Annotated in this window: 18 protein-coding genes; 8 read left to right on the top strand and 10 right to left on the bottom strand. The window is 42.6% G+C overall.

Translation table 11 applies throughout. From position 1 onward, the window contains the following. Positions 1–109: 109 nt before the first annotated feature. The 8 genes from DW862_RS17095 (at position 110) to nfo (ending at position 12,969) form a co-directional block, all read left to right on the top strand. Positions 110–1,414 carry a DUF4995 domain-containing protein gene (locus tag DW862_RS17095; RefSeq protein WP_120069547.1) on the top strand — a complete coding sequence of 435 codons (1,305 nt, stop codon included), beginning with the start codon at positions 110–112 and terminating at the stop codon, positions 1,412–1,414. Between the two features lie 59 nt (positions 1,415–1,473). Next, entirely contained in the window at positions 1,474–3,474 is a 2,001-nt protein-coding gene (gene hepC / locus DW862_RS17100; RefSeq protein ID WP_008021435.1) for a heparin-sulfate lyase HepC, read from the top strand. Between the two features lie 101 nt (positions 3,475–3,575). After that, on the top strand, positions 3,576–5,192 hold the full coding sequence (locus tag DW862_RS17105; protein ID WP_165861938.1) for a sulfatase: 1,617 nt from the start codon (positions 3,576–3,578) through the stop codon (positions 5,190–5,192). Between the two features lie 291 nt (positions 5,193–5,483). Beyond that, positions 5,484–7,112, top strand: a complete 1,629-nt coding sequence (locus DW862_RS17110; RefSeq protein ID WP_165861545.1) for a Tat pathway signal sequence — start codon at positions 5,484–5,486, stop codon at positions 7,110–7,112. A 41-nt stretch (positions 7,113–7,153) separates the two neighbouring features. Then, on the top strand, positions 7,154–8,125 hold the full coding sequence (locus tag DW862_RS17115; RefSeq protein ID WP_008021430.1) for an ROK family protein: 972 nt from the start codon (positions 7,154–7,156) through the stop codon (positions 8,123–8,125). After that, positions 8,122–9,390: a sugar MFS transporter gene (locus DW862_RS17120; protein ID WP_008021428.1), complete on the top strand. Its 1,269-nt coding sequence runs from the start codon at positions 8,122–8,124 to the stop codon at positions 9,388–9,390. Before DW862_RS17115 ends, DW862_RS17120 begins: the two co-directional genes overlap by 4 nt. Positions 9,391–9,431: 41 nt before the next feature. Next, positions 9,432–12,053, top strand: a complete 2,622-nt coding sequence (locus DW862_RS17125; protein ID WP_165861939.1) for a DUF4962 domain-containing protein — start codon at positions 9,432–9,434, stop codon at positions 12,051–12,053. An 82-nt stretch (positions 12,054–12,135) separates the two neighbouring features. Continuing rightward, positions 12,136–12,969: a deoxyribonuclease IV gene (nfo, locus tag DW862_RS17130; protein WP_120069555.1), complete on the top strand. Its 834-nt coding sequence runs from the start codon at positions 12,136–12,138 to the stop codon at positions 12,967–12,969. Between the two features lie 700 nt (positions 12,970–13,669). Here the strand turns inward: nfo and DW862_RS17135 are convergent. The 10 genes from DW862_RS17135 to DW862_RS17180 all read right to left on the bottom strand — a co-directional run bounded on the left by DW862_RS17135 (position 13,670) and on the right by DW862_RS17180 (position 24,434). Next, a complete protein-coding gene (locus DW862_RS17135) occupies positions 13,670–15,241 on the bottom strand; it encodes a ClC family H(+)/Cl(-) exchange transporter (RefSeq protein ID WP_120069559.1) in 1,572 nt (523 codons plus the stop codon). A gap of 86 nt (positions 15,242–15,327) precedes the next feature. Next, positions 15,328–18,078: a TonB-dependent receptor gene (locus DW862_RS17140; RefSeq protein ID WP_049703158.1), complete on the bottom strand. Its 2,751-nt coding sequence runs from the start codon at positions 18,076–18,078 to the stop codon at positions 15,328–15,330. Between the two features lie 48 nt (positions 18,079–18,126). Further along, positions 18,127–18,690 carry a hypothetical protein gene (locus DW862_RS17145; RefSeq protein ID WP_118194771.1) on the bottom strand — a complete coding sequence of 188 codons (564 nt, stop codon included), beginning with the start codon at positions 18,688–18,690 and terminating at the stop codon, positions 18,127–18,129. A gap of 33 nt (positions 18,691–18,723) precedes the next feature. After that, the gene (locus DW862_RS17150) at positions 18,724–19,068 is read right to left on the bottom strand and encodes a hypothetical protein (RefSeq protein ID WP_004316888.1); all 345 of its coding nucleotides are present in this window, start codon (positions 19,066–19,068) and stop codon (positions 18,724–18,726) included. A 4-nt stretch (positions 19,069–19,072) separates the two neighbouring features. Continuing rightward, positions 19,073–19,612 carry an RNA polymerase sigma factor gene (locus tag DW862_RS17155; RefSeq protein ID WP_004316889.1) on the bottom strand — a complete coding sequence of 180 codons (540 nt, stop codon included), beginning with the start codon at positions 19,610–19,612 and terminating at the stop codon, positions 19,073–19,075. A gap of 302 nt (positions 19,613–19,914) precedes the next feature. Then, on the bottom strand, positions 19,915–20,091 hold the full coding sequence (locus DW862_RS17160) for a DUF4250 domain-containing protein (protein WP_004316890.1): 177 nt from the start codon (positions 20,089–20,091) through the stop codon (positions 19,915–19,917). A 61-nt stretch (positions 20,092–20,152) separates the two neighbouring features. Continuing rightward, the gene (locus DW862_RS17165) at positions 20,153–21,697 is read right to left on the bottom strand and encodes a carboxypeptidase-like regulatory domain-containing protein (protein ID WP_120069562.1); all 1,545 of its coding nucleotides are present in this window, start codon (positions 21,695–21,697) and stop codon (positions 20,153–20,155) included. Positions 21,698–21,718: 21 nt separating this feature from the next. Then, positions 21,719–22,573 (bottom strand): FecR family protein, encoded by an 855-nt coding sequence (locus tag DW862_RS17170; RefSeq protein WP_120069565.1) that lies wholly within the window; start codon positions 22,571–22,573, stop codon positions 21,719–21,721. Beyond that, the gene (locus DW862_RS17175; protein ID WP_120069568.1) at positions 22,573–23,124 is read right to left on the bottom strand and encodes an RNA polymerase sigma-70 factor; all 552 of its coding nucleotides are present in this window, start codon (positions 23,122–23,124) and stop codon (positions 22,573–22,575) included. The genes DW862_RS17170 and DW862_RS17175 overlap by 1 nt, the downstream gene beginning before the upstream one ends. A 50-nt stretch (positions 23,125–23,174) precedes the next feature. Further along, entirely contained in the window at positions 23,175–24,434 is a 1,260-nt protein-coding gene (locus DW862_RS17180) for a carboxypeptidase-like regulatory domain-containing protein (protein WP_120069571.1), read from the bottom strand. Positions 24,435–24,446: the final 12 nt, after the last annotated feature.

Raw genomic sequence — 24,446 nt, forward strand, 5'->3', positions numbered from 1 at the left:
AACTTGAAAAGCAGAGTTCAAACTCCTTTTGGACAATCCTGCAACACAAAGTTAAGCCTTTCCACTACTTTTGTATCAGTTACAAAACTTCTAAAAACAATCACTTAAAATGAATAACATGAAAAAGAAACTTGTTCTCTTTGCTTCGGTTAGTATTGCACTTGCATCGTGCCAGACAACCCCAAAGGAAGACTACAGTTGGATAAAAAAAGGACTGGATGTAGCTTCTGCCCAATTACAACTTTCTGCAGAAGAGGTTAGTGGTACGGGAATGTTGCCACGCTCCATCCGTACCGGCTATGACATGGATTTCCTTTGCCGTCAGTTGGAAAGAGATTCATCAACATTCAAAGATTCACTACGCGCACAACCCACTGCTGACCAGCTAGGCAAACGTCGCCTCTGCAACGTTTATGACTGGACGAGTGGTTTCTTCCCCGGCTCATTGTGGTACGCATACGAACTGACAGGAAACGATACACTGAAAACTCAAGCCATCCAATATACAAATCTGCTGAATCCGGTACGCTATTATAAAGGTACGCATGATTTGGGATTCATGGTCAACTGCAGTTATGGCAACGCAGAACGTCTTTCACCCAATGACACCATTGCCGCTGTGATGAGAGAAACTGCCGATAACCTCTGCGGCCGTTTCAACGATTCTATCGGCGCTATCCGTTCATGGGATTTCGGAACATGGAACTTCCCGGTTATTATCGACAATATGATGAACCTCGATCTTCTGTTTAATGTAGCCAAAGCGACAGGTGACAATAAATACAAAGACATTGCTATCAAGCATGCTATGACTACCATGAACAATCACTTCCGTCCGGATTATACTTGCTGGCATGTAGTAAGCTACAACAACGACGGAACTGTTGAACGCAAACAAACTCACCAAGGCAAGAATGACGATTCTTCATGGGCACGTGGTCAAGCATGGGCTGTATATGGCTACACAGCTTGCTACCGTGAAACAAACGACAGTACTTTCCTGAACTTCGCTATCAAAGTAGCTGATATGATTATGGATCGCGTTAAAACAGACGATGCTATCCCCTACTGGGATTATGATGCTCCTGTAACTAAAGAAACTCCACGCGATGTATCTGCTGCCTCTGTCACTGCTTCTGCCATGATCGAACTAAGCACCATGGTTCCCGACGGACAGAAATACTTGGATTATTCGGAAAAGATTCTGAAGAGTTTGTCAAGCGACGCATATCTTGCAAAAGTGGGTGACAATCAAGGTTTCATTCTGATGCACTCTGTCGGTTCACTGCCCAACGGTTCTGAAATCGACACTCCACTAAACTATGCTGACTATTACTATCTGGAAGCATTGAAGAGATTCATGGAATTGAAGAAGTTGAGAGTTGAGAATGGAGAGTTGAGAGTGATCCAATAATACAAAAGCAAGAGTGTTCTCAATCGTAAATTGTAAATCGTAAAATCGTAAATTATATCATGAATAAAACTTTAAAGTATATCGTTCTGCTGGCAATCGCTTGTTTTGTAGGCAAAGCTAGTGCCCAAGAACTGAAAAGCGAAGTCTTTTCAATTCTTAACCTGGACTATCCGGGATTGGAAAAAGTGAAAGCTTTGCATCAGGAAGGTAAAGATGAGGATGCTGCCAAAGCATTACTAGACTATTACCGTGCACGTACCAACGTAAAAACTCCGGATATCAATCTGAACAAAGTGACTATCAGCAAAGAAGAACAGCAGTGGGCAGATGACGGATTGAAACATACATTCTTCGTACATAAAGGTTATCAACCTTCTTACAACTATGGAGAAGACATCAACTGGCAATACTGGCCGGTGAAAGACAATGAACTCCGTTGGCAGTTGCACCGTCACAAATGGTTCACTCCGATGGGAAAGGCTTATCGCATATCCGGTGACGAGAAATATGCTAAAGAATGGGCACATCAGTATATCGACTGGATCAAAAAGAATCCGTTGGTAAAGATGAACAAGAAAGAATATGAGCTGATAAGTGATGGAAAAATCAAAGGTGAAGTAGAAAATGTACGTTTCGCATGGCGTCCGCTGGAAGTTAGTAATCGTCTGCAGGACCAGACTTCACAGTTCCAGTTATTCCTCCCTTCTCCTTCTTTCACTCCGGACTTCCTGACAGAATTCCTGGTGAACTATCACAAACATGCTATACATATCCTTGCTAATTATTCCGATCAAGGTAACCACTTGCTGTTTGAAGCTCAACGTATGATCTACGCCGGTGCTTTCTTCCCTGAATTCAAAGATGCTCCGGCATGGAGAAAAAGCGGTATCGATATTCTGAACCGTGAAATTCATGTACAGGTATACGAAGACGGCGGACAGTTCGAACTTGATCCACATTATCATCTGGCAGCTATTAACATTTTCTGTAAAGCTTTAGGTATCGCAGATGCCAACGGATTCCGTAAAGAATTCCCACAGGATTATCTGGATACTATCGAAAGCATGATTATGTTCTACGCAAACATTTCTTTCCCTGATTATACCAATCCATGTTTCAGCGATGCTAAGTTGACAACAAAGAAAGAAATGGTGAAAAACTACAAAGCATGGAGTAAACTGTTCCCGAAAAACCAGGCTATCAAATACTTCGCAACTGAAGGTAAAGAAGGTGCATTGCCGGATTATATGTCTAAAGGATTCTTGAAATCAGGTTTCTTTGTATTCCGTAACTCATGGGGAATGGATGCTACGCAAATGGTAGTAAAAGCTGGTCCGAAAGCATTCTGGCATTGTCAGCCGGATAACGGAACGTTTGAACTTTGGTTTAACGGCAAGAATTTGTTCCCGGATTCTGGTTCGTATGTCTATGCCGGTGAAGGCGAAGTGATGGAACAACGCAACTGGCACCGTCAGACTTGTGTTCACAACACAGTAACGCTGAACAACAAGAACTTGGATACGACAGAATCTGTGACTAAATTGTGGCAACCGGAAGGTGCTATCCAAACTTTAGTGACCGAAAATCCTAGTTACAAGAACCTGAAACACCGTCGTTCCGTTTTCTTCGTTGACAACACTTACTTTGTCATTGTAGACGAAATGATCGGTAGCGCCAAAGGTTCCATCAATCTTCACTATCAAATGCCAAAAGGAGAAATTGCCAACAGCCGCGAAGACATGACGTTCCTGACACAATTTGAAGACGGCAGCAACATGAAACTGCAATGTTTCGGTCCCGACGGTATGTCGATGAAGAAAGAACCGGGTTGGTGCTCAACTGCTTATCGCAAACGTTACAAACGTATGAATGTATCTTTCAACGTGAAGAAAGACGGCGAAGAAGCTGTACGTTACATCACAGTTATCTACCCAGTTAAGAAAAGCGCAGATGCCCCTAAATTTGCAGCTAAGTTCAAGAACAAAGCGTTCGATGAAAACGGACTGGAAGTAGAAGTGAAAGTAAACGGAAAGAAACAGTCATTAAAATACAAACTATAATAAAGCTGACTAAAAAGTCGGTCGCATCTCAATTTCTCCTCCTTCCGGAAGGAAGGGAATTGGAGATGCAACCGGCTTTTTAGTCACTCCCCTTCATCATTATGGAAAACTATTACACCCCCTCTGCCCTACTCCTCCCACTAGCTGCACTAAGTCTCGCTTCCTGCGGCAATCAAAAGAAAGAAGAGACCAGACAACCGAACATCATCTTCATGATGACGGATGACCATACCACTCAAGCAATGTCCTGCTACGGAGGAAATTTGATTCAGACTCCTAACATGGACCGGATTGCCAACGAAGGTATCCGTTTTGACAACTGCTACGCTGTCAACGCTCTTTCAGGACCTTCACGCGCCTGCATCCTCACCGGTAAGTTCAGCCACGAGAATGGTTTTACCGATAACGCCAGTACGTTCAACGGAAATCAGCAGACATTCCCCAAACTGCTTCAACAAGCCGGATATCAGACTGCAATAATTGGTAAATGGCATCTTATCAGTGAACCGCAAGGATTCGATCATTGGAGCATCCTTAGCGGCCAACACGAACAAGGTGACTATTACGATCCTGATTTTTGGGAAAACGGGAAGCATATTGTAGAAAAAGGATACGCCACGGATATTATTACTGATAAAGCCATTGAATTCCTCGAAGGTCGCGACAAGAACAAACCTTTCTGCATGATGTATCATCAGAAAGCTCCGCACCGCAACTGGATGCCTGCTCCCCGCCATCTGGGTATATTCAACAATACCACTTTCCCGGAACCGGCTAATCTGTTCGACGACTATGAAGGCCGCGGAAGAGCAGCCCGTGAACAGGACATGTCTATCGAACATACACTGACAAACGACTGGGACCTCAAATTGCTGACTCGTGAAGAGATGCTGAAAGATACCACCAACCGTCTTTACAGCGTATACAAACGTATGCCTATTGAAGTTCAGGATAAATGGGATTCTGTATATGCCGGACGCATTGCCGAATACCGCAAAGGTGACCTGAAAGGCAAATCATTAATCAGCTGGAAATATCAGCAATATATGCGTGATTATCTGGCGACAGTTCTGGCAGTAGACGAAAATATCGGCCGCCTGCTGAATTATCTCGAAAAAATTGGTGAACTGGACAACACAATCATTGTCTACACCTCCGACCAAGGTTTCTTCCTTGGCGAACATGGCTGGTTTGACAAACGCTTTATGTATGAAGAATGTCAACGCATGCCGCTTATTATCCGTTATCCGAAAGCAATTAAAGCAGGAAGTACCAGTAATGCCATCAGCATGAATGTGGACTTTGCTCCTACTTTCCTCGACTTTGCCGGAATAGAGATTCCATCGGATATCCAAGGATCCTCCCTGAAACCGATATTGGTGAATGAAGGCAAAACTCCTGCCGATTGGCGCAAAGCTGCTTATTATCATTACTACGAATACCCTGCAGAACATTCTGTGAAGCGTCATTATGGTATTCGCACACAAGACTTCAAATTGATTCATTTCTACAACGACATCGACGAATGGGAAATGTATGACATGAAAGCTGACCCAAGAGAAATGAACAATGTCTTCGGAAAACCGGAATATGCTGAAAAGCAAAAAGAGCTGATGCAACTGCTTCAGGAAACTCAAAAACAGTATAAAGATACAGACCCGGATGAAAAGGAAAAGGTTCTTTTCAAAGGTGACAGAAGACTGATGAAAAATCGCTAAATGATTATTTTGCGGAGTGCCCTGAAAGGGCTTAATTATATAGCGTAGGGCAACGCCCTACGTAAAAACGACAATCTGAATTTGCGCCCTGAAAGGGCATAATTGTATACAGTTCCGCCCTTTCAGGGCTTGTGGCTGGTGTGCTTTTTTCGTAGGGCGTTGCCCTACGCTATATAATTAAGCCCTTTCAGGGCACCCCCAATAAATATATAATTGTAAGAACCGATAAATTCTTATTTAACCGATAAATTCCCATTTATATAAAAAAGATTAACCAAAAACAATTATATCATGGATAGAAGAAAGTTTTTAAAAAACACAGGCTGGTCTTTCCTCGGACTGGCAGCTTCGGGCAGCTTGCTCGGTTCTTGCGCAGCAGGAAGCAAAGAGGCTAAGAAAATTATGCCATCAGCCAGCAACCTCAAAATGTATTGGGGCGACTTACACAACCACTGTAACATCACATACGGACACGGCGACATGCGCGATGCTTTTGAAGCAGCGAAAGGACAATTGGATTTTGTTAGTGTTACTCCTCATGCTATGTGGCCGGATATTCCCGGAGCAGATGATCCTCGCCTGAAATGGGTGATCGATTACCACACGGGAGCTTTCAAACGTTTGCGTGAAGGCGGCTATGAGAAGTACGTAAAAATGACAAATGAGTATAACAAGGAAGGTGAATTCCTGACTTTTGTAGGGTACGAAGCTCATAGTATGGAACATGGAGACCATGTTGCATTGAACTATGATTTGGACGCACCACTTGTAGAATGTACTTCAATCGAGGACTGGAAAGAAAAAGCAAAAGGACATAAGGTATTCGTTACCCCGCACCACATGGGTTATCAGGGTGGCTATCGCGGTTACAACTGGAAATGCTTTACCGAAGGAGATATTACTCCATTCGTAGAAATGTATTCCCGTCACGGTCTGGCAGAAAGCGATCAGGGAGACTACCCCTATTTGCATGATATGGGACCACGCCAATGGGAAGGAACCATTCAATATGGTCTTGAATTGGGTAATAAGTTTGGTATCATGGCTTCCACCGACCAACATTCCGGTTATCCGGGAAGCTATGGAGACGGACGCATCGGTGTTTTGGCTCCGTCACTGACTCGTGATGCCATTTGGGAAGCTCTACGTACCCGTCATGTATGTGCCGCAACCGGTGATAAGATTATTATCGACTTCCGCCTCAACGACGCTTTCATGGGTGATGTTGTTCGCGGTAACAGTCGTCGTATCTATCTGAATGTCACAGGTGAAAGCTGTATTGACTATGTAGATATTGTAAAGAACGGGCAGATTTTAGCTCGTATGAGCGGTCCGTTGACTCCCGTTGCTCCGGAAGGTGATACGGTACGTTGCAAAGTTAAAGTTGATTTTGGTTGGAATCGTGAAGAGAAATACGTACATTGGCAGGGCAAACTGTCGGTAGACAAAGGGCAGATTCATAGTGTAACTCCTTGTTTCCGTGGCGCAGCATTCACTTCTCCGCAAGAAGGTGAAACTGAATTCCACACACATGTCAACCGTATTGTATCCGTTGGCGACAAGGAAACCGAACTGGATATGTACAGCAGCAAGAATCCGAATACGACTACAGCAGCCATGCAAGCTGTAATTCTTGATGTGGAAATGCCGAAAGACGGTAAGGTCATTGCCGAATTCAATGGCAAGAAGTTTGAACATACGTTGGGCGAGTTGCTCGAAGGTTCACGTTCACATTTCATGATCGGTTGGTTGAGCGAGGCTATTCTCTTCAATCGTGCCATGCCGGAAAGCTGTTTCACTCTGGAACATTACATGGAAGATAAAGAGCCACAGCGGGATACGGATTACTACTATGTACGCGTTCGCCAACGTGACGGACAATGGGCTTGGAGTTCACCGATTTGGGCGGAAAGAGTGTAGTTTTTAAGTATTAAGTATCAAGTATTAAGTATTAACGTGGTATGGAGAAAGAATACGCTATAGGAATTGACCTTGGCGGAACTTCAGTAAAATACGCCCTTATTGATAATGAAGGCGTATTTTACTTTCAAGGGAAGTTACCGTCGAAAGCCGATGTTTCAGCAGAAGCTGTCATCGGACAGTTGGTTACTGCTATCAATGAAGTGAAAGCCTTTGCACAGGAAAAAGACTACAAAATTGATGGTATAGGAATCGGAACACCGGGCATTGTGGATTGTACGAACCGTATTGTTTTAGGAGGTGCGGAAAATATCAACGGCTGGGAAAACATTCACTTGGCAGACCGTATTGAAACGGAAACCGGACTTCCTGCTTTATTGGGAAATGATGCCAATCTGATGGGACTGGGAGAAACAATGTACGGAGCCGGTCAGGGAGCCACTCATGTTGTTTTCTTGACGGTAGGAACGGGTATTGGCGGTGCAGTAGTCATCGACGGCAAATTGTTCAACGGTTATGCCAACCGGGGAACGGAGCTGGGACACGTGCCTCTCATTGCCAATGGCGAACCGTGTGCTTGCGGTTCCGTCGGCTGTCTGGAACACTATGCTTCCACTTCTGCTTTGGTACGCCGCTTCAGTCAACGAATAATAGACGCAGGCATCTCCTACCCGGATGAAGAGATTAACGGTGAATTGATTGTCCGCCTTTATAAACAAGGGGATCCGATTGCAAAAATATCACTGGAAGAACACTGCGACTTTCTGGGACACGGAATTGCAGGCTTTATTAATATCTTCAGTCCGCAAAAGATTGTGATTGGTGGAGGACTCTCCGAAGCAGGAGACTTTTACATTCAGAAAGTAAGCGAAAAAGCACGTAGTTATGCCATCCCCGACTGTGCTGTGAATACTCAAATCATAGCTGCCGCTCTTGGAAACAAGGCCGGAAGTATTGGAGCTGCGTCACTTGTATTTACTCAATTATCTGCTCCAAACCTGATTAAATTATGAGAAAGAATTTAGGAATGTTGGCGCTGATTATGGCGTTCTGGTTCACCATTTCGTTTATTACTAATATTCTGGGACCACTCATTCCGGACATTATCCACAACTTCAATCTAAGTGACCTGGCGATGGCGGGATTTATCCCGACCTCTTTCTTCCTGGCATACGCCATCATGTCTATCCCTGCCGGATTACTTATTGACCGTTTCGGTGAAAAACCGGTATTATTCGGTGGCTTCCTGATGCCGTTCATCGGCACCATTCTGTTTGCCTGTATGCATACGTATCCGATGTTATTAGCTTCTTCTTTCATCATCGGATTAGGAATGGCCATGTTGCAAACTGTATTGAATCCGCTCCAGCGTACTGTAGGAGGAGAAGAAAACTATGCATTTATAGCCGAACTGGCACAATTCATGTTTGGCATCGCTTCTTTCCTAAGTCCTCTGGTATATACTTATCTGATTCGTGAACTTGACCCGGCAACCTATACAGCCGGGAAAGGTTTCTTTATCGACTTGTTGGCCGATATCACCCCACGGGAAATGCCATGGGTATCTCTTTACTGGGTATTTACCATCCTGTTGTTAGTAATGCTGATTGCTGTCGGTGTCTCCCGCTTTCCCAAGATTGAATTGAAAGAAGATGAGAAAAGCGGGTCCAAAGATTCATATCTGGCTCTATTCAAACAGAAATATGTATGGCTGTTTTTCCTGGGAATCTTCTGCTACGTAAGCACGGAACAGGGAACTTCTATCTTTATGAGCACCTTCCTGGAACAATACCACGGAGTCAATCCGCAAACTGATGGTGCGCAAGCCGTGAGCTATTTCTGGGGATTGATGACAGCCGGCTGTCTCGTAGGTATGATTCTACTCAAGTTGATTGACAGCAAGCGATTGCTGCAAATCTCCGGAATCCTGACCATCATCCTATTATTATCGGCATTATTCGGAAGCAAGGAAGTAGCTATGATCGCTTTCCCTGCTGTCGGATTTAGTATTTCCATGATGTATTCCATCGTATTCTCATTGGCTTTGAACTCTGCTTCACAGCATCACGGTTCATTCGCCGGTATACTATGTTCGGCAATCGTAGGTGGTGCCGGTGGTCCGATGATTGTGAGTACGCTGGCAGATGCAACATCCCTCCGCACAGGTATGCTGTTTATCCTTGTTTTCGTAGGATACATCACCTTTATCGGTTTTTGGGCACGCCCACTGATTAATAACAAGACCGTTCGTCTGAAAGACTTGTTCAAACAACGTTGAACGTTGAACAACAAATGACGAATAAAAAAATGCAAAGTTATATGATGAAACAACGAATATCTATTTTTCTCTTGTTCACCATTCTGCTATCCGCCAACGGGTATGCGCAAAAAGGAATCATGCGCCTGACTCAACAGACTTTGATGCACGAGGTACGCGAAACGCCTTCACCACTGGACGGGCAGCATATCACTGTCAATCCTCCTCGTTTCATGTGGCCGGACAAATTTCCTCACTTGGGTGCCGTATTGGACGGAGTGGAAGAAGAAGACTACAAACCGGAAGTAACTTACCGCATCCGGATTGCACGCGACCCGGAATTCAAATCGGAAGTGATAACCGCTGAAAGGAAATGGGCCTTTTTCAACCCATTCAAACTGTTTGAAAAAGGAAAATGGTATTGGCAATATGCCTACGTTGACAAGGATGGAAAAGAAGAATGGTCGCCCGTTTCTCATTTTTACATAGACGAGCATATACGTACATTCAACCCGCCTTCTCTACAAGAGGTGTTAGCCAAATTACCCAAGACGCATCCCCGCATCTTGCTTGATGCCAAAGATTGGGACAATATCATCGAACGGAATAAAAACAATCCGGAAGCACAGGCTTACATCCGGAAAGCCGATAAATGTCTGAATCATCCGCTGAAACATTTGGAAGAAGAAATTGATACGACCCAGGTTGTCAAGCTGACAAACATCGTTCAATATCGTTCCGCTCTGATTCGGGAAAGTCGTAAGATTGTAGACCGGGAAGAAGCGAATATCGAAGCCATGGTACGTGCTTACTTGCTAACGAAAAACGAGGTATACTACAAAGAAGGTATAAAGCGTCTTTCCGAAATTCTTTCATGGAAGAACAGTAAGTACTTCGCGGGAGATTTCAACCGTTCCACCATTTTGTCTATGAGTACTTCTGCGTATGACGCATGGTATAACCTGCTGACTCCGGATGAAAAGAAACTACTCTTAAGAACGATTCGTGAAAATGGAAAGAAATTCTATCATGAATATGTCAATCACTTAGAAAATCGTATTGCTGATAACCATGTTTGGCAAATGACTTTCCGTATCCTGAATATGGCTGCGTTTGCTACGTATGGCGAACTGCCGATGGCTTCCACCTGGGTGGATTATTGCTACAATGAGTGGGTATCCCGTCTGCCGGGCCTCAACACGGATGGAGGATGGCACAATGGCGATTCTTATTTTCAGGTCAATCTCCGCACATTGATTGAAGTTCCTGCTTTTTATTCCCGTATCAGCGGATTCGATTTCTTTGCTGATCCCTGGTATAACAACAATGCGTTCTACGTCATCTATCAACAGCCTCCATTCTCGAAATCCGCCGGGCAAGGAAACTCACATGAAAGTAAGCTGAAGCCAAACGGTACACGAGTTGGGTATGCAGATGCCTTGGCACGCGAATGTAACAATCCATGGGCAGCCGCTTATGTACGCACTATTTTGCAGAAAGAACCGGATATTATGGAAAAGACTTTCCTCGGAAAATCCGGAGACTTGACCTGGTATCGCTGTACAACAAAGAAAGCGCTCCCCAAAGAAGGCCCTACTCTTGCAGAATTACCGATGGCAAAAGTATTCAATGAAACGGGAATCGGTACGATGAATACTTCTTTGGGAGACATAGATAAGAATGCAATGCTGTCGTTCCGTTCCAGTTCCTACGGTTCCACTTCCCATGCACTAGCCAATCAAAATGCTTTCAATACATTCTACGGAGGTAAAGCCATTTTTTACAGTAGCGGACATCGCACTGGTTTTACAGACGATCATTGTATGTATTCTTACCGTAATACTCGTGCGCACAACAGTATTTTGGTGAATGGAATGACGCAGAAGATCGGGACAGAAGGATATGGCTGGATTCCACGGTGGTATGAAGGAGAGAAAATCGCTTACATGGTAGGAGACGCTTCCAATGCTTATGGTAAAGTGACTTCTCCCCTATGGTTGAAACGTGGCGAATTATCCGGTACGCAATATATGCCCGAAAAAGGATGGGATGAAAACAAACTGGATATGTTCCGTCGTCATATCATCCAATTGGGAACTACCGGAGTTTTTGTGATTTATGATGAATTGGAAGGAAAAGAACCCGTAACATGGAGTTATCTTTTACATACCGTAGAACTGCCTATGGAAATACAGGAACTGACGAATGAAGTGAAAGTTATTGGTAAGAATAAAGCCGGGGGTGTTTCTGTTGCCCATCTTTTCAGTTCGGCAAAAACGGAACAAGCGATGGTAGATACTTTCTTCTGTGCGCCAACCAACTGGAAAAATGTGACGAACGCACAAGGGAAAGCGTTGAAATATCCTAATCACTGGCATTTCTCTTCTACAACGGTTCCGTGTAAAACCGCCCGTTTCCTGACAGTGATGGATACGCATGGAAAGAACCGCCCGGATATGCAGGTAGTTCGCAAAGGTAATACCATTCAGGTAGGCGACTGGACTATAACTTGTAACCTGACAGAAAAAGGGAAAGCCGCCATCTATGTAAGCAATAAAACGGAAAAAGTTTCTTTAAACTATGATGCCGGTAAAAAGGAAGGCGCAACGATAGTCACAGATCAGGTAAAAGGCAAACAGGTTAACAAAGTCCTGACAGACTATTTACCGGATTTTGAGATTTAATTTCTCCCCGCTTTAGATGAAGAAACATATACTCCTATAAAAACGTTATATTTGCAGAGTAAAATTAAATAAAGAAGTAACCATGAAATATATCGGAGCACATGTAAGCGCGTCCGGGGGCGTAGAGTTCGCCCCCGTTAATGCGCATGAAATAGGAGCAAATGCTTTTGCGTTATTCACCAAGAATCAACGCCAATGGGTAAGCAAACCTTTAACAGAAGAAAGTATCAGCCTCTTTAAAGAGAATTGCGAGAAATACGGTTTTCAGCCGGAATATATCCTGCCACATGACAGTTATCTTATCAACCTGGGACACCCGGAAGAAGAGGGACTTCAAAAAAGCCGTGCCGCTTTTCTGGATGAAATGCAACGTTGCGAACAGCTTGGATTGAGACTTTTAAATTTCCATCCCGGCAGTTCTCTCAACAAAATTTCAATAGAAGATTGCTTGTCGCTCATCGCAGAAAGCATTAATATCGCTTTAGAAAAAACAAAAGGCGTAACAGCCGTTATTGAGAACACTGCCGGACAAGGAAGTAATCTAGGTAGCGAATTCTGGCAACTGAAATATATCATCGACCGGGTAAACGACAAGAGCCGGGTGGGTGTTTGCCTCGACACCTGCCATACTTATACGGCTGGTTATGACATTGTCAATGAATACGATAAAGTGTTTGATGAGTTTGACAAGGAAGTGGGATTCAATTACCTTCGAGGTATGCACTTGAATGATTCAAAAAAAGCACTGGGTACCCATGTAGACCGTCACGATAGTATTGGTGAAGGATTGATCGGAAAAGCATTTTTTGAAAGATTGATGCAAGATTCCAGATTCGATAATATGCCGTTGATACTAGAAACGCCGGATGAAAGTAAATGGAAAGAAGAAATTGCATGGCTAAAGAGCATGGAATAATGTTTTCACCACAGAGGACACGGAGGACACAAAGGTGAATTTGGTTTATGACTTACGGTTGTGACCCTAATTTTGATGCGTAATCCTCCTCCATAAAGTTGAAAAAACATGAAAACATCTGCCACCTGCAACCAAAAGCGTGTAATGCACTAGTTGATACATAGTTGGAGCGTGGCAGATACTGTTGCAGATAGGTTGCAGATCAAAGTATCTGCAACACAGTATAAGCCTTGCATAAGCCAATTCTCCAGGAGGGCAAAAGTTTATTGTATACATTAACCTCCCGTTTCCAGGCGGGGAACTGTCGTTTCCGGCATTAGAAATTACAGTTTCCACGGCAGGAAACGACAGTTTCTAAGGCGGGAAACTACAGTTTCTACGTAAGGATACTGTCGTTTCCCCGTAGAGACACTATCATTTCTCCATAGAGTGATCCCAATTATCCCATAGCTTTGCACAAAGGAATCAAGGCTTTTTCTTTGATTATATAACGTGTTGCAGATACTTTATCTGCAACCTATCTGCCGCAGGTATCTGCCACGTTCCAACTACTTATTAACTAGTGTATTACACGCGTTTCGTTGCAGGTGGCAGATGTTTTTATGTTTTTCAACTTTATAGTAGGAAAAACTTTCGTTCATTTCTGCACCGTTTCATTCTTTTTTATACTGTTATGAATTTATACTGCCAACACCTATACTCAATAAATATTCGCCATACTCACTAAAGGTTCATACAATTTCTCTATATCCTGTGAGTCCATCTCTATTTGAACTTGATCTCCAGGCATTAATTTCTGTCCTTTGGGAGGCCAATTCTTACGGTCACGATGCACATTTATAATTATGCAACGTTCCGGTAAACGAAGTTCATCCACCATCTTGCCATCTAAATAAGACCCGCTCATTACTTCTACAGACAATGTATAACGGGGCTCTTCCTTAAAGGCAGGTGAATGAATCATATCATCATATAAAATTACATTGAACGGTTTTATCTGAAGCATTTCCGTAAAGTAATAGGTTAATCCACCTACAACAATGGAAGGATAAAAGACTTCCAAATGTCCCGTAATCTCGGTTATTAAGACAATAGCCGTCAGAGGTGTACGAATGACTGCTACAAGAAATGCCGACATACAAATCAACATGATATAACTGATATTCTCATAAGCAATCACACCCTGTTGAACCATAATCAATCCCACTATTTGCCCCAAAAGTCCTCCTGTCACCAGTGTAGGGATAAAACTTCCTCCCGGTAAACCCGAAGAAAAAGAAAAGGTACTAAAAACGAAATGCAACAACATCATGCCAACAATCCAAAGAATATGTGTATCCGGATGCATGGCCTGTGATAGCAAGAACTGTTCCCCTCCTCCCGTCAGATTAAACTCGGCCATAGAAATCAAAAAAGCAATAAAAAGCAAATACAGCATCTTCACGTATTCAGGATGCTTAATAGCGGGATAAATACGTTTCATCTGAAGAGTAGTGACAGAAAAGAATTTTCCAAAAACAGAAACTACTGCCGCCAACAAAAGAAACAGTTTCACCTGCCCCCAAAAAGTCATTCCAGGCACAATGGCATCTATATGAAAATAAGGATTGATGGGAAAAATCCAACTGGCAACCCCGCCTGCCACGACTCCTGCCAAAAGCGTGGTAATGGCTGTTTTAGGTGCATCGAACCGCTCGATAGATTCGATAACCAACAATGAGGAAGCTAATGGGGCAGCAAAAGCAGCCGCCAATCCGGCACCTGCACCGGCAGACAATAATTGTTTCCGTTCGCCACTAAGCACCCTCCCCCATTTTGATACCAAATATCCGACATACGAACCTATCTGTACGGAAGGTCCTTCACGCCCCAAAGACAATCCGGTACTTAATGCAAGTATCCCACCCACAAACTTCGCAACCAATTCCAGAAAAGGATGCTTATAATCAACCCTCCCATTAATAACTCCACGTGTTTGCGGAATCCCCCCGCCGGTAATAAGCGGCATTTTCTTCACCAGCCAGGATACGAATACAAGTATTCCCCACATCAACAGGAAAAGAGGGATATACCAATACCACTTGGGATGAGAATCAAAGAAATCATGGCGGAGATTAAAGAAGAACTGTAACAGGTAATGATAAGGCACGGCAACAAGCCCCGTCAGTAATCCTACGAAGATACTGACAAAGTAAAGCCGCGCATCAATTAACTTCAATTTAAAGATTCGCCAACGGCCTTTATCCTTCAATCTACTAAAGAAATCAAACATTCGACAAAGTTTTCATTGTTTACGTACGACACAACAACAATCAAAACTCTATTGTGGTTTCAAGCAGACGAAAATTTAATCTTTAATTATCGCCCCATCATATTCAGACGAAGTATAGCGTGTACCATAAAGTATGAACCCAGTGCATTATAGTCTGTGTCGCGAATGGCAGTAGCAGTAATTGTGCGTATCATTGAAACGTCCTGACGGAGAATATCGTATATTTTGAAGCGGAGAAGTAATTGTTTCCGCTTCAGAAAAGCTTTCGACAACTGACAGTTCCACATCAGGTTTTCGCGGGCATAACCACTATAACCATAACCGGAACGTTGAAAACATGTAAGATCACTGAACAGTTCTATGTTCCACGGAAAATAATACTGCATTTCTGTTCCAAAACGATAATCATAAGTCTCCGTACGTGTCTCTTTTACATTATTATGGGAATTATTATAAAGTAACTCCGCACGGGCACTGATTTCCATTTTTTTTGTCCGGTAAGTTAATTGCAGGCGTTGGCGGGCTGTCAAATGTTTCACTGTGCTTTTCACAGGAGCTTCTTTGTTTATTGTGCTATATCCGTTCTGATTTCTGCATTGCAAATATGAATAAGTACGAAACCTCCAATTCCGGTTCTTAAAAGGAGTATTAAGAGAAAAAGACCCCATAATACGCCAGTTTCCGTTCATATTAAGGGGAGTAGTGGTCCGCACACCAGATTCACTGTCATAAGTCACCTGATTGGTAACACTATTAATAGTGTTCTCCGCCAAAACAGAAGCAACCATATTCCGTTGATGCTTGGCATTATATGAATTAAAGTTCAGCGTAAACGTATTCGTATAGGAAGGTTTCAATGAAGGATTACCAACCCTGATATTTAACGGATTGGTGCGGTCTGTTATCGGTTGAAGATCGCGTATATTGGGCTGGCGACTTTTCCCCCGATATACAATCTGCAAACGGGTACGCTTGGAGAACTTATAGCGGAAATTGACGGTAGGAGAAACATTAAAGACTGATTTTTCCAATGGTTCTTCCAACGATTCTTTTTTCTCTAAAAGAGAATGGCTGACAGACTTTTGGGGTTCAAAGTCAGCACCTATATTATAGTTGTATTTCTTCCGGGAAGTGCGGATAGCAAGATTAAACAGGTGATTGCTGTACTGATTCTCAAAACAGTTACTTGCGTCTTCGTCATAATCAGGAGCAAATTCTTCCGTCTTCTTATCCCAGTTATAAACAAACCGGTCGGAATTGTTAATCCGATGCTGATAACTGTAACGAAACTGAAGAAAATGAAGCCAGGGCAAGGGTTCCACGTACACCAGTTGCAGTCGGTAGTTATAGCCGTCCACCTTATCTTCAATCCTCTGATTCTTAACATTCTTCGTGTTATTCTTAAAGTAATGCGTAGTAGAAAGATTCGTTCTATCGGTTGAAGAAGCATTTGTTCCATAATCAACCTTCAAAGCGATGTTTCTTCCCATCCGGCTAAGTTTCCGGCTAAGCTGAAGCATCATGGTCATGTTATAAGAAGAGCTATGAGTGGTTCCGGATGATTTCCTTTCATTCAGCAATACGTCATTGCCCCACCCTTGCTGGAAGCCACTACTGCCTCTGTCATTAACAGCCGTACGATATTGAGGACGGAAAATCAATGTTGTAACGGAGTCCATTTTCCATTCTAAAAAAGCATTTGCTACGAGATTATCATTTCCCTGGCGATTGTGTCCGGTACTTTCAGTAATAGATTTGTCTTTACGAAGATAATTATCGACTGTAGTACGACTATCCTCCAACCGGTCTGTTCCCACATATTGAATGTTCGATCGGAGTTTGACACGCTGCCAGTCATAAGTGACGTTCACTCCCAAAGAACGGGAAGTGGTCAGTCCTTTTTGAGTGCGAAGATTACCGGAGGAACTGGCAGATTCTCCTTGCATCTCCGAAAATCCCTGATTGTTTGTATTATTCAGATTCCCGATAACCGTCAATTGAGAGTTACTCCGGAAACGATTTAAAGTATTAGCTAGTTCATAACGGTCTTTGCTTCCATATCCGCCCATGAAATTCTCCATCCAGCCCCGTTTCATATTTTTCTTGACCGACAGGTCAAGAATCATTTCCTCTTCGCCATCATCAATACCAGTAAGACGGGCAAGATCGGACTGGCGTTCGTAAGCTTTCAGTTTCTCTACCATCTCTACAGGGAGATTTTTAAGTGCTGCCTTCGGGTCGTCGGAAAAGAACTCCTTCCCATCCACCAGAATCTTTTTCACTTCCTTTCCATGAATCAACAGTTTGCCATCCTCGTCTATTTCGCCGCCGGGAAGTTGTTTCACCAATTCTTCCAGCATAGAGCCTTCAGGAGTACGATAGGCCGAAGCATTAAAGACGGTAGTATCTCCTTCGGTCACAACCATCGGTGCTTGTCCCACAACAACGGTCTCTGTTAATGAAATGCTCTCCGGAGTCAAAGAAATATCGCCTAAAATCGGTGTTTTGTTATCTGTTGAAGCTGATATAGTCCGAAAAACAGGGGTATATCCGATATAAGAAATATGTAACAGAATGGATTTACTTTTAGGAATAACGACGGCTAACTGAAATTTGCCTTGTGCATCTGTTGCCCCACCCGCCAGTAAGGTACTATCCGGTAAAGCCAAAAGCCGGACCGTAGCAAACGGTACCGGCTGATTGGTTTCAGTATCAATCACACGACCGGAAAAACGCTCTTTGCCGGACTGAGCAAAAACAGTCAAACTAATCAGTAACAAGACATAACAAGTAATCAAACGGTACTGAAAAGAATAAATATGGCTGCCTATGTTCAATTTGTGTTGATTTAGTAAAATAAAACTATAATAAAATAAACCTAATCTTTATTTCGGGGCTTGACGCGGAGCACGAGGTCTTTGTCCCTGGTGGTGTCCCTGTCCCGGTTTCTGACCTTTTCTGCGGTCAAATTCTTTTCTGAATTTATTAGCATTCATCTTTTCCTGCTGATAAATTTTCAGAATCTGCTTCTGCGAAAGTATCTTGCTGAATTCATTGTAATACTTTTCACGAACATCCAGCATTTTACGACTTTGAGTAAACTGGTTCCGCAACATGGTTGCAATCTCGTCGTCAGTCATGGACGGACGTTCTTTCTTAGCATTAGCGTCTGTGCCTTGTGCTTTAGTTTTCTCTGTTCTCGCCTTATGAGTCATCATACGACATTCACGCAATTCTTTCAGATACTTCTCGTATACCGGAGTAAATTTAGCTGCCGTTGCATCATCCAACATCAATGTATTTACTATTTGTTTAGTCTGCATCTGCACCATTTGTTCCGGTGTAGGACGCTGTTTTTTTTGTTTATTATCCGTATTCTGTGCAGACAAAGTCATCTGGCTTCCCATCAGGAGAACGGCCAAAATTACATAAATAAATTTAGTCTTCATAATCTTCACGTTTAAAATAATTAATTGAGTTACTTAATTCAAAAATATATCATTTTCAGAGAAGCTGACGAGCTCTTCCAACTCCTCATCTGATAGTTCTTTAATCCATTTATCTACCGGTTCCGTACCATTGGCTAATACTTTCGAAGAAGATGTTGTCACCTCATCTGCCTGTCGCAAAGACGGAACAAACAGAAATCCGACCCATACGGCTGCTATGGTAATCACCGTAGAAATAATCAGCTTCGTATGAGACTTCCGCTGTTGCTTCACTCCGGCACGTTCCATCACCTTTCGTTGCACGTCCTCGAAGAATCCATCGGGGGTACGGTAAGGTGTCCGTTTTCCAATATCATCAAAATCAAAATCCTTTTTCATCGTTCTATCTGTTTAATATATATTCCTTTATCTTCTCTTTCGCATAGTGGTAATTCACTTTTAGTGTATCCACTTTACTATCCAGTACACGGGCGATCTCTTCATATTCAAGTTCATCGTAATAACGCAAGTTGAATACCAGCCGTTGCTTTTCCGGCAGACTTAAAATAGCTTCCTGAAACTTTACTGCCAACTCATTCTCATAATCAATGTAATCGGAAGCCTTCAACTTACCCATCAACTCTTCCTGAACATCTTCTGCGGAAACAACTCCCTCATCTTTACGTCCGTTAAGCAAGCGTAAACTCTCATTCGTCGCAATCCGGTAAATCCAGGTTGACAATGAACTTTCTTCGCGAAACTGATCGATATGCCGGAATACCCGGATAAAGACTTCCTGAAGCACATCTTCCGCATCTTCATGAGATACAACCAGTCTACGGATATAATTATATATCGGCATCTGAAAAGAGTCCATCAGCATCTTGAATCCCCGTTCGCGATTCGAGGCACAAGCTTCACGAATTTTATTCTCGTTTATCATCAATTCTTTTTCTGAACTTTATTAGTTAGAACGCGGAAGACTGACGAAGTTAAATAGGAGATTTGGTATTTTGCTTTTATTAACAAGAGAGGGAGAACTGGCGGAAATCATTGTCGGTATATACGATAGGAATAAACGCATGATTCCTGATGACGTTTTGATGAAGGTAGAAAATTATAGTGACGCTATATGCTCGGGATAGTGACGGTATCGTTGTCTCATACCGTCACTATCTTTGCCGGATAGCGTCACTATGTTTTTAGTAGAAATACTCTATTTATAAGCTGTAAACAAGGAGATAATTACCAGAACTTATTGTGTTCCGCACTATATTCAAAGCCTGCGGCTTTCAACTGATTCACTAATTCATCCTTGTTCACATTCATATCTTCACAAAGTTCGTCAAGTGAAGAATAGCAGTCGCGCAACTTCATATTGATGACGCTGAACAACATCATCGGATCTTTCGGTAATTCCATAACATACAATCTTTTAAACCGGGTGCAAAGGTACAGCAATCCTGTTGAATGGCAAAATAAATCAATCTCCTATTTCTTCTATCTTCAAAGAGATTTTTTCTATTAGTTTGCTGATTTCTTCTTCCAATGGGATCACATTGAAGTCTTTCCAAAAGTTCTCATCGTATTTGAAATATGTGTCGGAGAAGATTGTACGAGTAGGCAATCTTTCTGTACGGGGAAACGCGACTACCTGTCCGGTTTCCACCTTGCAAGTAATCATCTCAAACCAGATATGAAGATCACGACTGCCGAACAGCATTTTTATACGTTTCACTTTGAAATGAAGATCGCCCCGGATATGATGTATGTAATAAGTTCCTTGCCACGGTTTATAAGAAATGGTATATACCACTTTTTGAGGAATCATGCGTATGTTGCGTGCGCGCCTTTCGACGAACATACCCGCCGCATTTTTCACATATACAGGATGAACTTCCAGACGGGCTTGCAATAAGGCGCTCGTTTCAGAATCAAGGAATAGTTCTCCGCAAAAAAGAGGTTCACTGATTCCTTTTTTCTGTTCAAAATGCACCACATTTACAAACCGGTCTTCTAAAAATGTCACGCCCTCCGAAGTATAGGTATAAATGCTATTCTCGATACTGGGAATCAGGAATTCGGGCATATCTTTTATGATATCCATCTGAATACAAGCCTGAATTCCCGACTTCACTTTTACCAATAAGCTATCTTTCGCTTCCACATTACTTAGCCGACTCATTTTCAACAGCTTCACTTGATCCGGCACTGCAGAATGTGAGGATGTCTTATAAACCTTGAACACTGCTTCCGACAAGTTTTGAAATTTGTTTTTCAACTGAACTCCTTCACGATAAAAGGTAGTCAGATACACGGGAGTATGCGAATAGTTCTGTTCCCTCCGTTCAATCATTTCCCGCAAAAGTTTCTTTGGTTCACTTCGACGAATCACTACTTCCTGCAAAGGAACCACTTTAGGTTCGAGACTAAGTATATTGTGCCGTCCAATCAACAAAGTAAACTCTATATCTTGTGAAAGATAACCTATATGAGAAAAGGTAATCGAATCGTTTTTTAAAGAATCGGGTAAGGACAGTTTAAAATCTCCATTCTGATTTGTTATGCTGCCGATAGATGTCCCCCTCACTCCAACAGTAGCTGAAGAGATGGGCACACCCGTCTCCTTATCCAGCAAAGTGCCGGTAATGGAAAAGTTCATAGGCTGCTTCGGAATGGAATCCTGTTGTATATGAATCTTTTTCTCCGAAGGGAGAGTAATCAGAATATGAGTGCCAATCACCTGAAACTCCAAACTGCTATCTCCTACTATATCGTACACTGCTTGGCGAATAGATCGTTCTCCTCCCTTTATCTTCACGACAGCATCATTATCAATGACTTTACTGTCATAAATAAACATATATCCCGACTGTTGGGAGACATTACCTAATAATGAATAAACAGTGCCTTTTGACTTGGGAAGCCGAACTATCCGTTCCAATACATCGCCCCCATCCGCTCTCATCGTATCGACTACGAAAAAGAGCATGAATAGAATGGATAGATAGCGATAAGCCTGTTTCATTTTCTCAAGTTTAAATGAGTTTTATTCTGATAACAAAAGAATATCCCCTTGCCGGACACATTGCAGACCGAATGCGCTAGCTATCAGAGTAGCTACGACTTCAGAAGACTCATCAGAAAATTCAACCGTCAACCTGCGTTCCTCTAATGCAGGTGAAGCCACTTGAATCTGCAAACTATCCGAATTCAGATTCATCACTTTCAGAATGTTCGCCAAAGATTCATCTTTAAAACGTATGTGTTTAAAGAAGCTCCCCCACTCTTCATTCTCTTTATCCGCATCGAGAACGACTAATCGTTGCGATTGCACCACTACTGCCTCTCCCGCTTTTACATAACATTCCTGATTTCCTTTTTTTAGAGTAACTTTCACAATCCCTCTTTGTACAGATAAACGGAACGGAGCATGTTCATCGCTCTGTACACTGAAAGCGGTTCCCAAAACTTCAATTTTAGCTTGTTCCGTATCAATCCAAAAGGGTTGTCCCTGCTTCTTTGCTACGTCGAAGAAAGCATTTCCCTGCAAACTCACTTCCCGTTTATCAGCAATAAAATGCTTCGGATATAATAAGGAGGTTTCCTTTGCCAAAAGTACCACAGAACCGTCTTCAAGAGTCGTTGCCAAAGTCGAAATGCCTTGATTTTCCTGTGTAAGAAAATTCTGTGCCGGTTCTCTTTCAGAACCGGTCATCCAATACAAAGCTCCCCAGACGACGCCTATCAAAACGGCGGCAACTGCTCCGTATCTGATCCATTGTGAATGTTTGCGTATAGAACGGCCTTCATCAACTTTCGCAAGTAAACGGTCATTGTCCAGGCGATTATACAATCGGTTCCATGCCTGATCTGTCTTTATTTTATAAATTTCTGTTTTCATCACTTCATGTGAATATAAGTTTCAACTTCTTCTCGTAATGTCCGGAGGGCTTTTGTCATTTCAGCTTCTACTGTTTTTACTGAAAGAGAAAGCTGTGTCGCTATCTCCACATATTTCCGCCCCTCCAAACGGTGCATCTCAAAAATCTGTCGTCTGCGGACTGGCAGCTTTTCAAGAGTGTTATTTATGAATTTCTGTAATTCCTCATACTCCATCTGTTGATGAGGATCTGTCGACTGCTCCGGATTGGAAGTGTTCAATACTGCTTCACGGTATCTATTCCTAACTTCTTCGTGTTCACAATACTGCAAAGATTGATTGCGAGTCGCCCTGTACAGATAGCTTTTAACGGACTGGAAAATCTGTAAGCGCGCCCTTTCTTTCCAAAGTACATAGAAAAGCTCTTCTACAATCTCTTCCGCTACCGCCATCTGCCCGGTAATGCCTGCCGCATAACAGCAAAGAGGAAAATAGTAACGGCGAAAGAGTTCCTCAAACGCTTTTATGTCACCTTCCTTTATCTTTTTTAGTATGAGCAGTTCATCCAGCATACTTGCTTTTCTTTATGATTGACCTCAAATATAAGAAAACTATCCCTGTTTCAATTCGATTGCTTTTTCAATTTATCCACTGCGTGCTCCAAAGATTCCGTAGGTTCGATGATATTGTAGTTTCCCCAAAAGTCAGGATTCCAGTATTCGTCTACCTTATCATAAAATATCTGATTCAGGCTGAAGGCTTCTTTGTTGGGTATATTCTCCAATACTCCTTCTTTTCTATCGGTCACTACCATTTCGGAAGCTACCGTATAGCTCGTGGAAAACAACTTTCGCTTCCAGTCACATTTAAAACGGATTGTGTTACGAATATAGTTCAGATACGTTTTTCCATCTACATCTTTATAAGTGACCAGATAAGAGAGTTCTTGCGGTTTGAATCTTAAACCGAGAGGTTTCTTATACAGAATTGCGGTGGTCGCCTTCGATTTATTCTGCATATCCAGACTCATTTCTATACGGGTGAATGACAACCGTTCACGATCGATATACAATTTACCATATAATAAAGCGTACATGAGAATGACTTTCGGGCGGAAATTAATAACATACTGCATACGATTATCTATAAGCATGGATTCTGCCATCCAGAATTCGTAATTATTCAATTCTTCAAAATCGAGTAACGCTCCCTTATTCTTCACGACATCCAAAGTGACGCCCAGATTAGGTCCACCCACAACTTTGACAGCTAATGTGTCACTTGCTTTCTGACTAAGCAGGCGACGTCCCTTCTCCACTCGCACTTTGTCATAGTTTATATTTCTATTGGTATAGGCTGTTTTGGACACATCGAGCACAGCTTCCGATATACCGATGTAACGACGCCCTTTCTGTACGGTTTCCCGGTAAAATCCCGTCAGCATATCACGCTTATCACTATAATTTAAAGGGATCTTATTGATTGCTTTCTCTACAATCATACGTGGATTTTCGGCAAACACCACCACTTCATTCAACAGATTGGAATGAGGCGTCAGCCAAACCGTCAACTTAGCGGCTGTTTCTTTCTCCAAAGAGATATGAGTATTTACATAGCCGATATGTGAAATGTCCAGTTCACGCGGGGTTTCCGTTTTTTTAATCTTCAAAGCAAATTCTCCTTCCGCATTGGTCACAGTACCGATATTGCTACCATGCACCGATACATTTACGTTCTCCAGAGCTTTTTTATTTTGCTTGTCTTTCACCATACCAACGATCGTAAGATAATCTCCGGCATCTCCTTGCGCCCACACTGGAAAGCTACAAAGCAGCAAACAAACTGATAGCCATCCAACCAAGTGTTTTTCTACATTCTTCATACTGATGCTTTT

Origin of the sequence: Bacteroides sp. AM37-9 (assembly GCF_003603455.1) — a bacterium.
In the GTDB taxonomy this organism is placed as follows: Bacteria; Bacteroidota; Bacteroidia; order Bacteroidales; family Bacteroidaceae; genus Bacteroides; species Bacteroides xylanisolvens.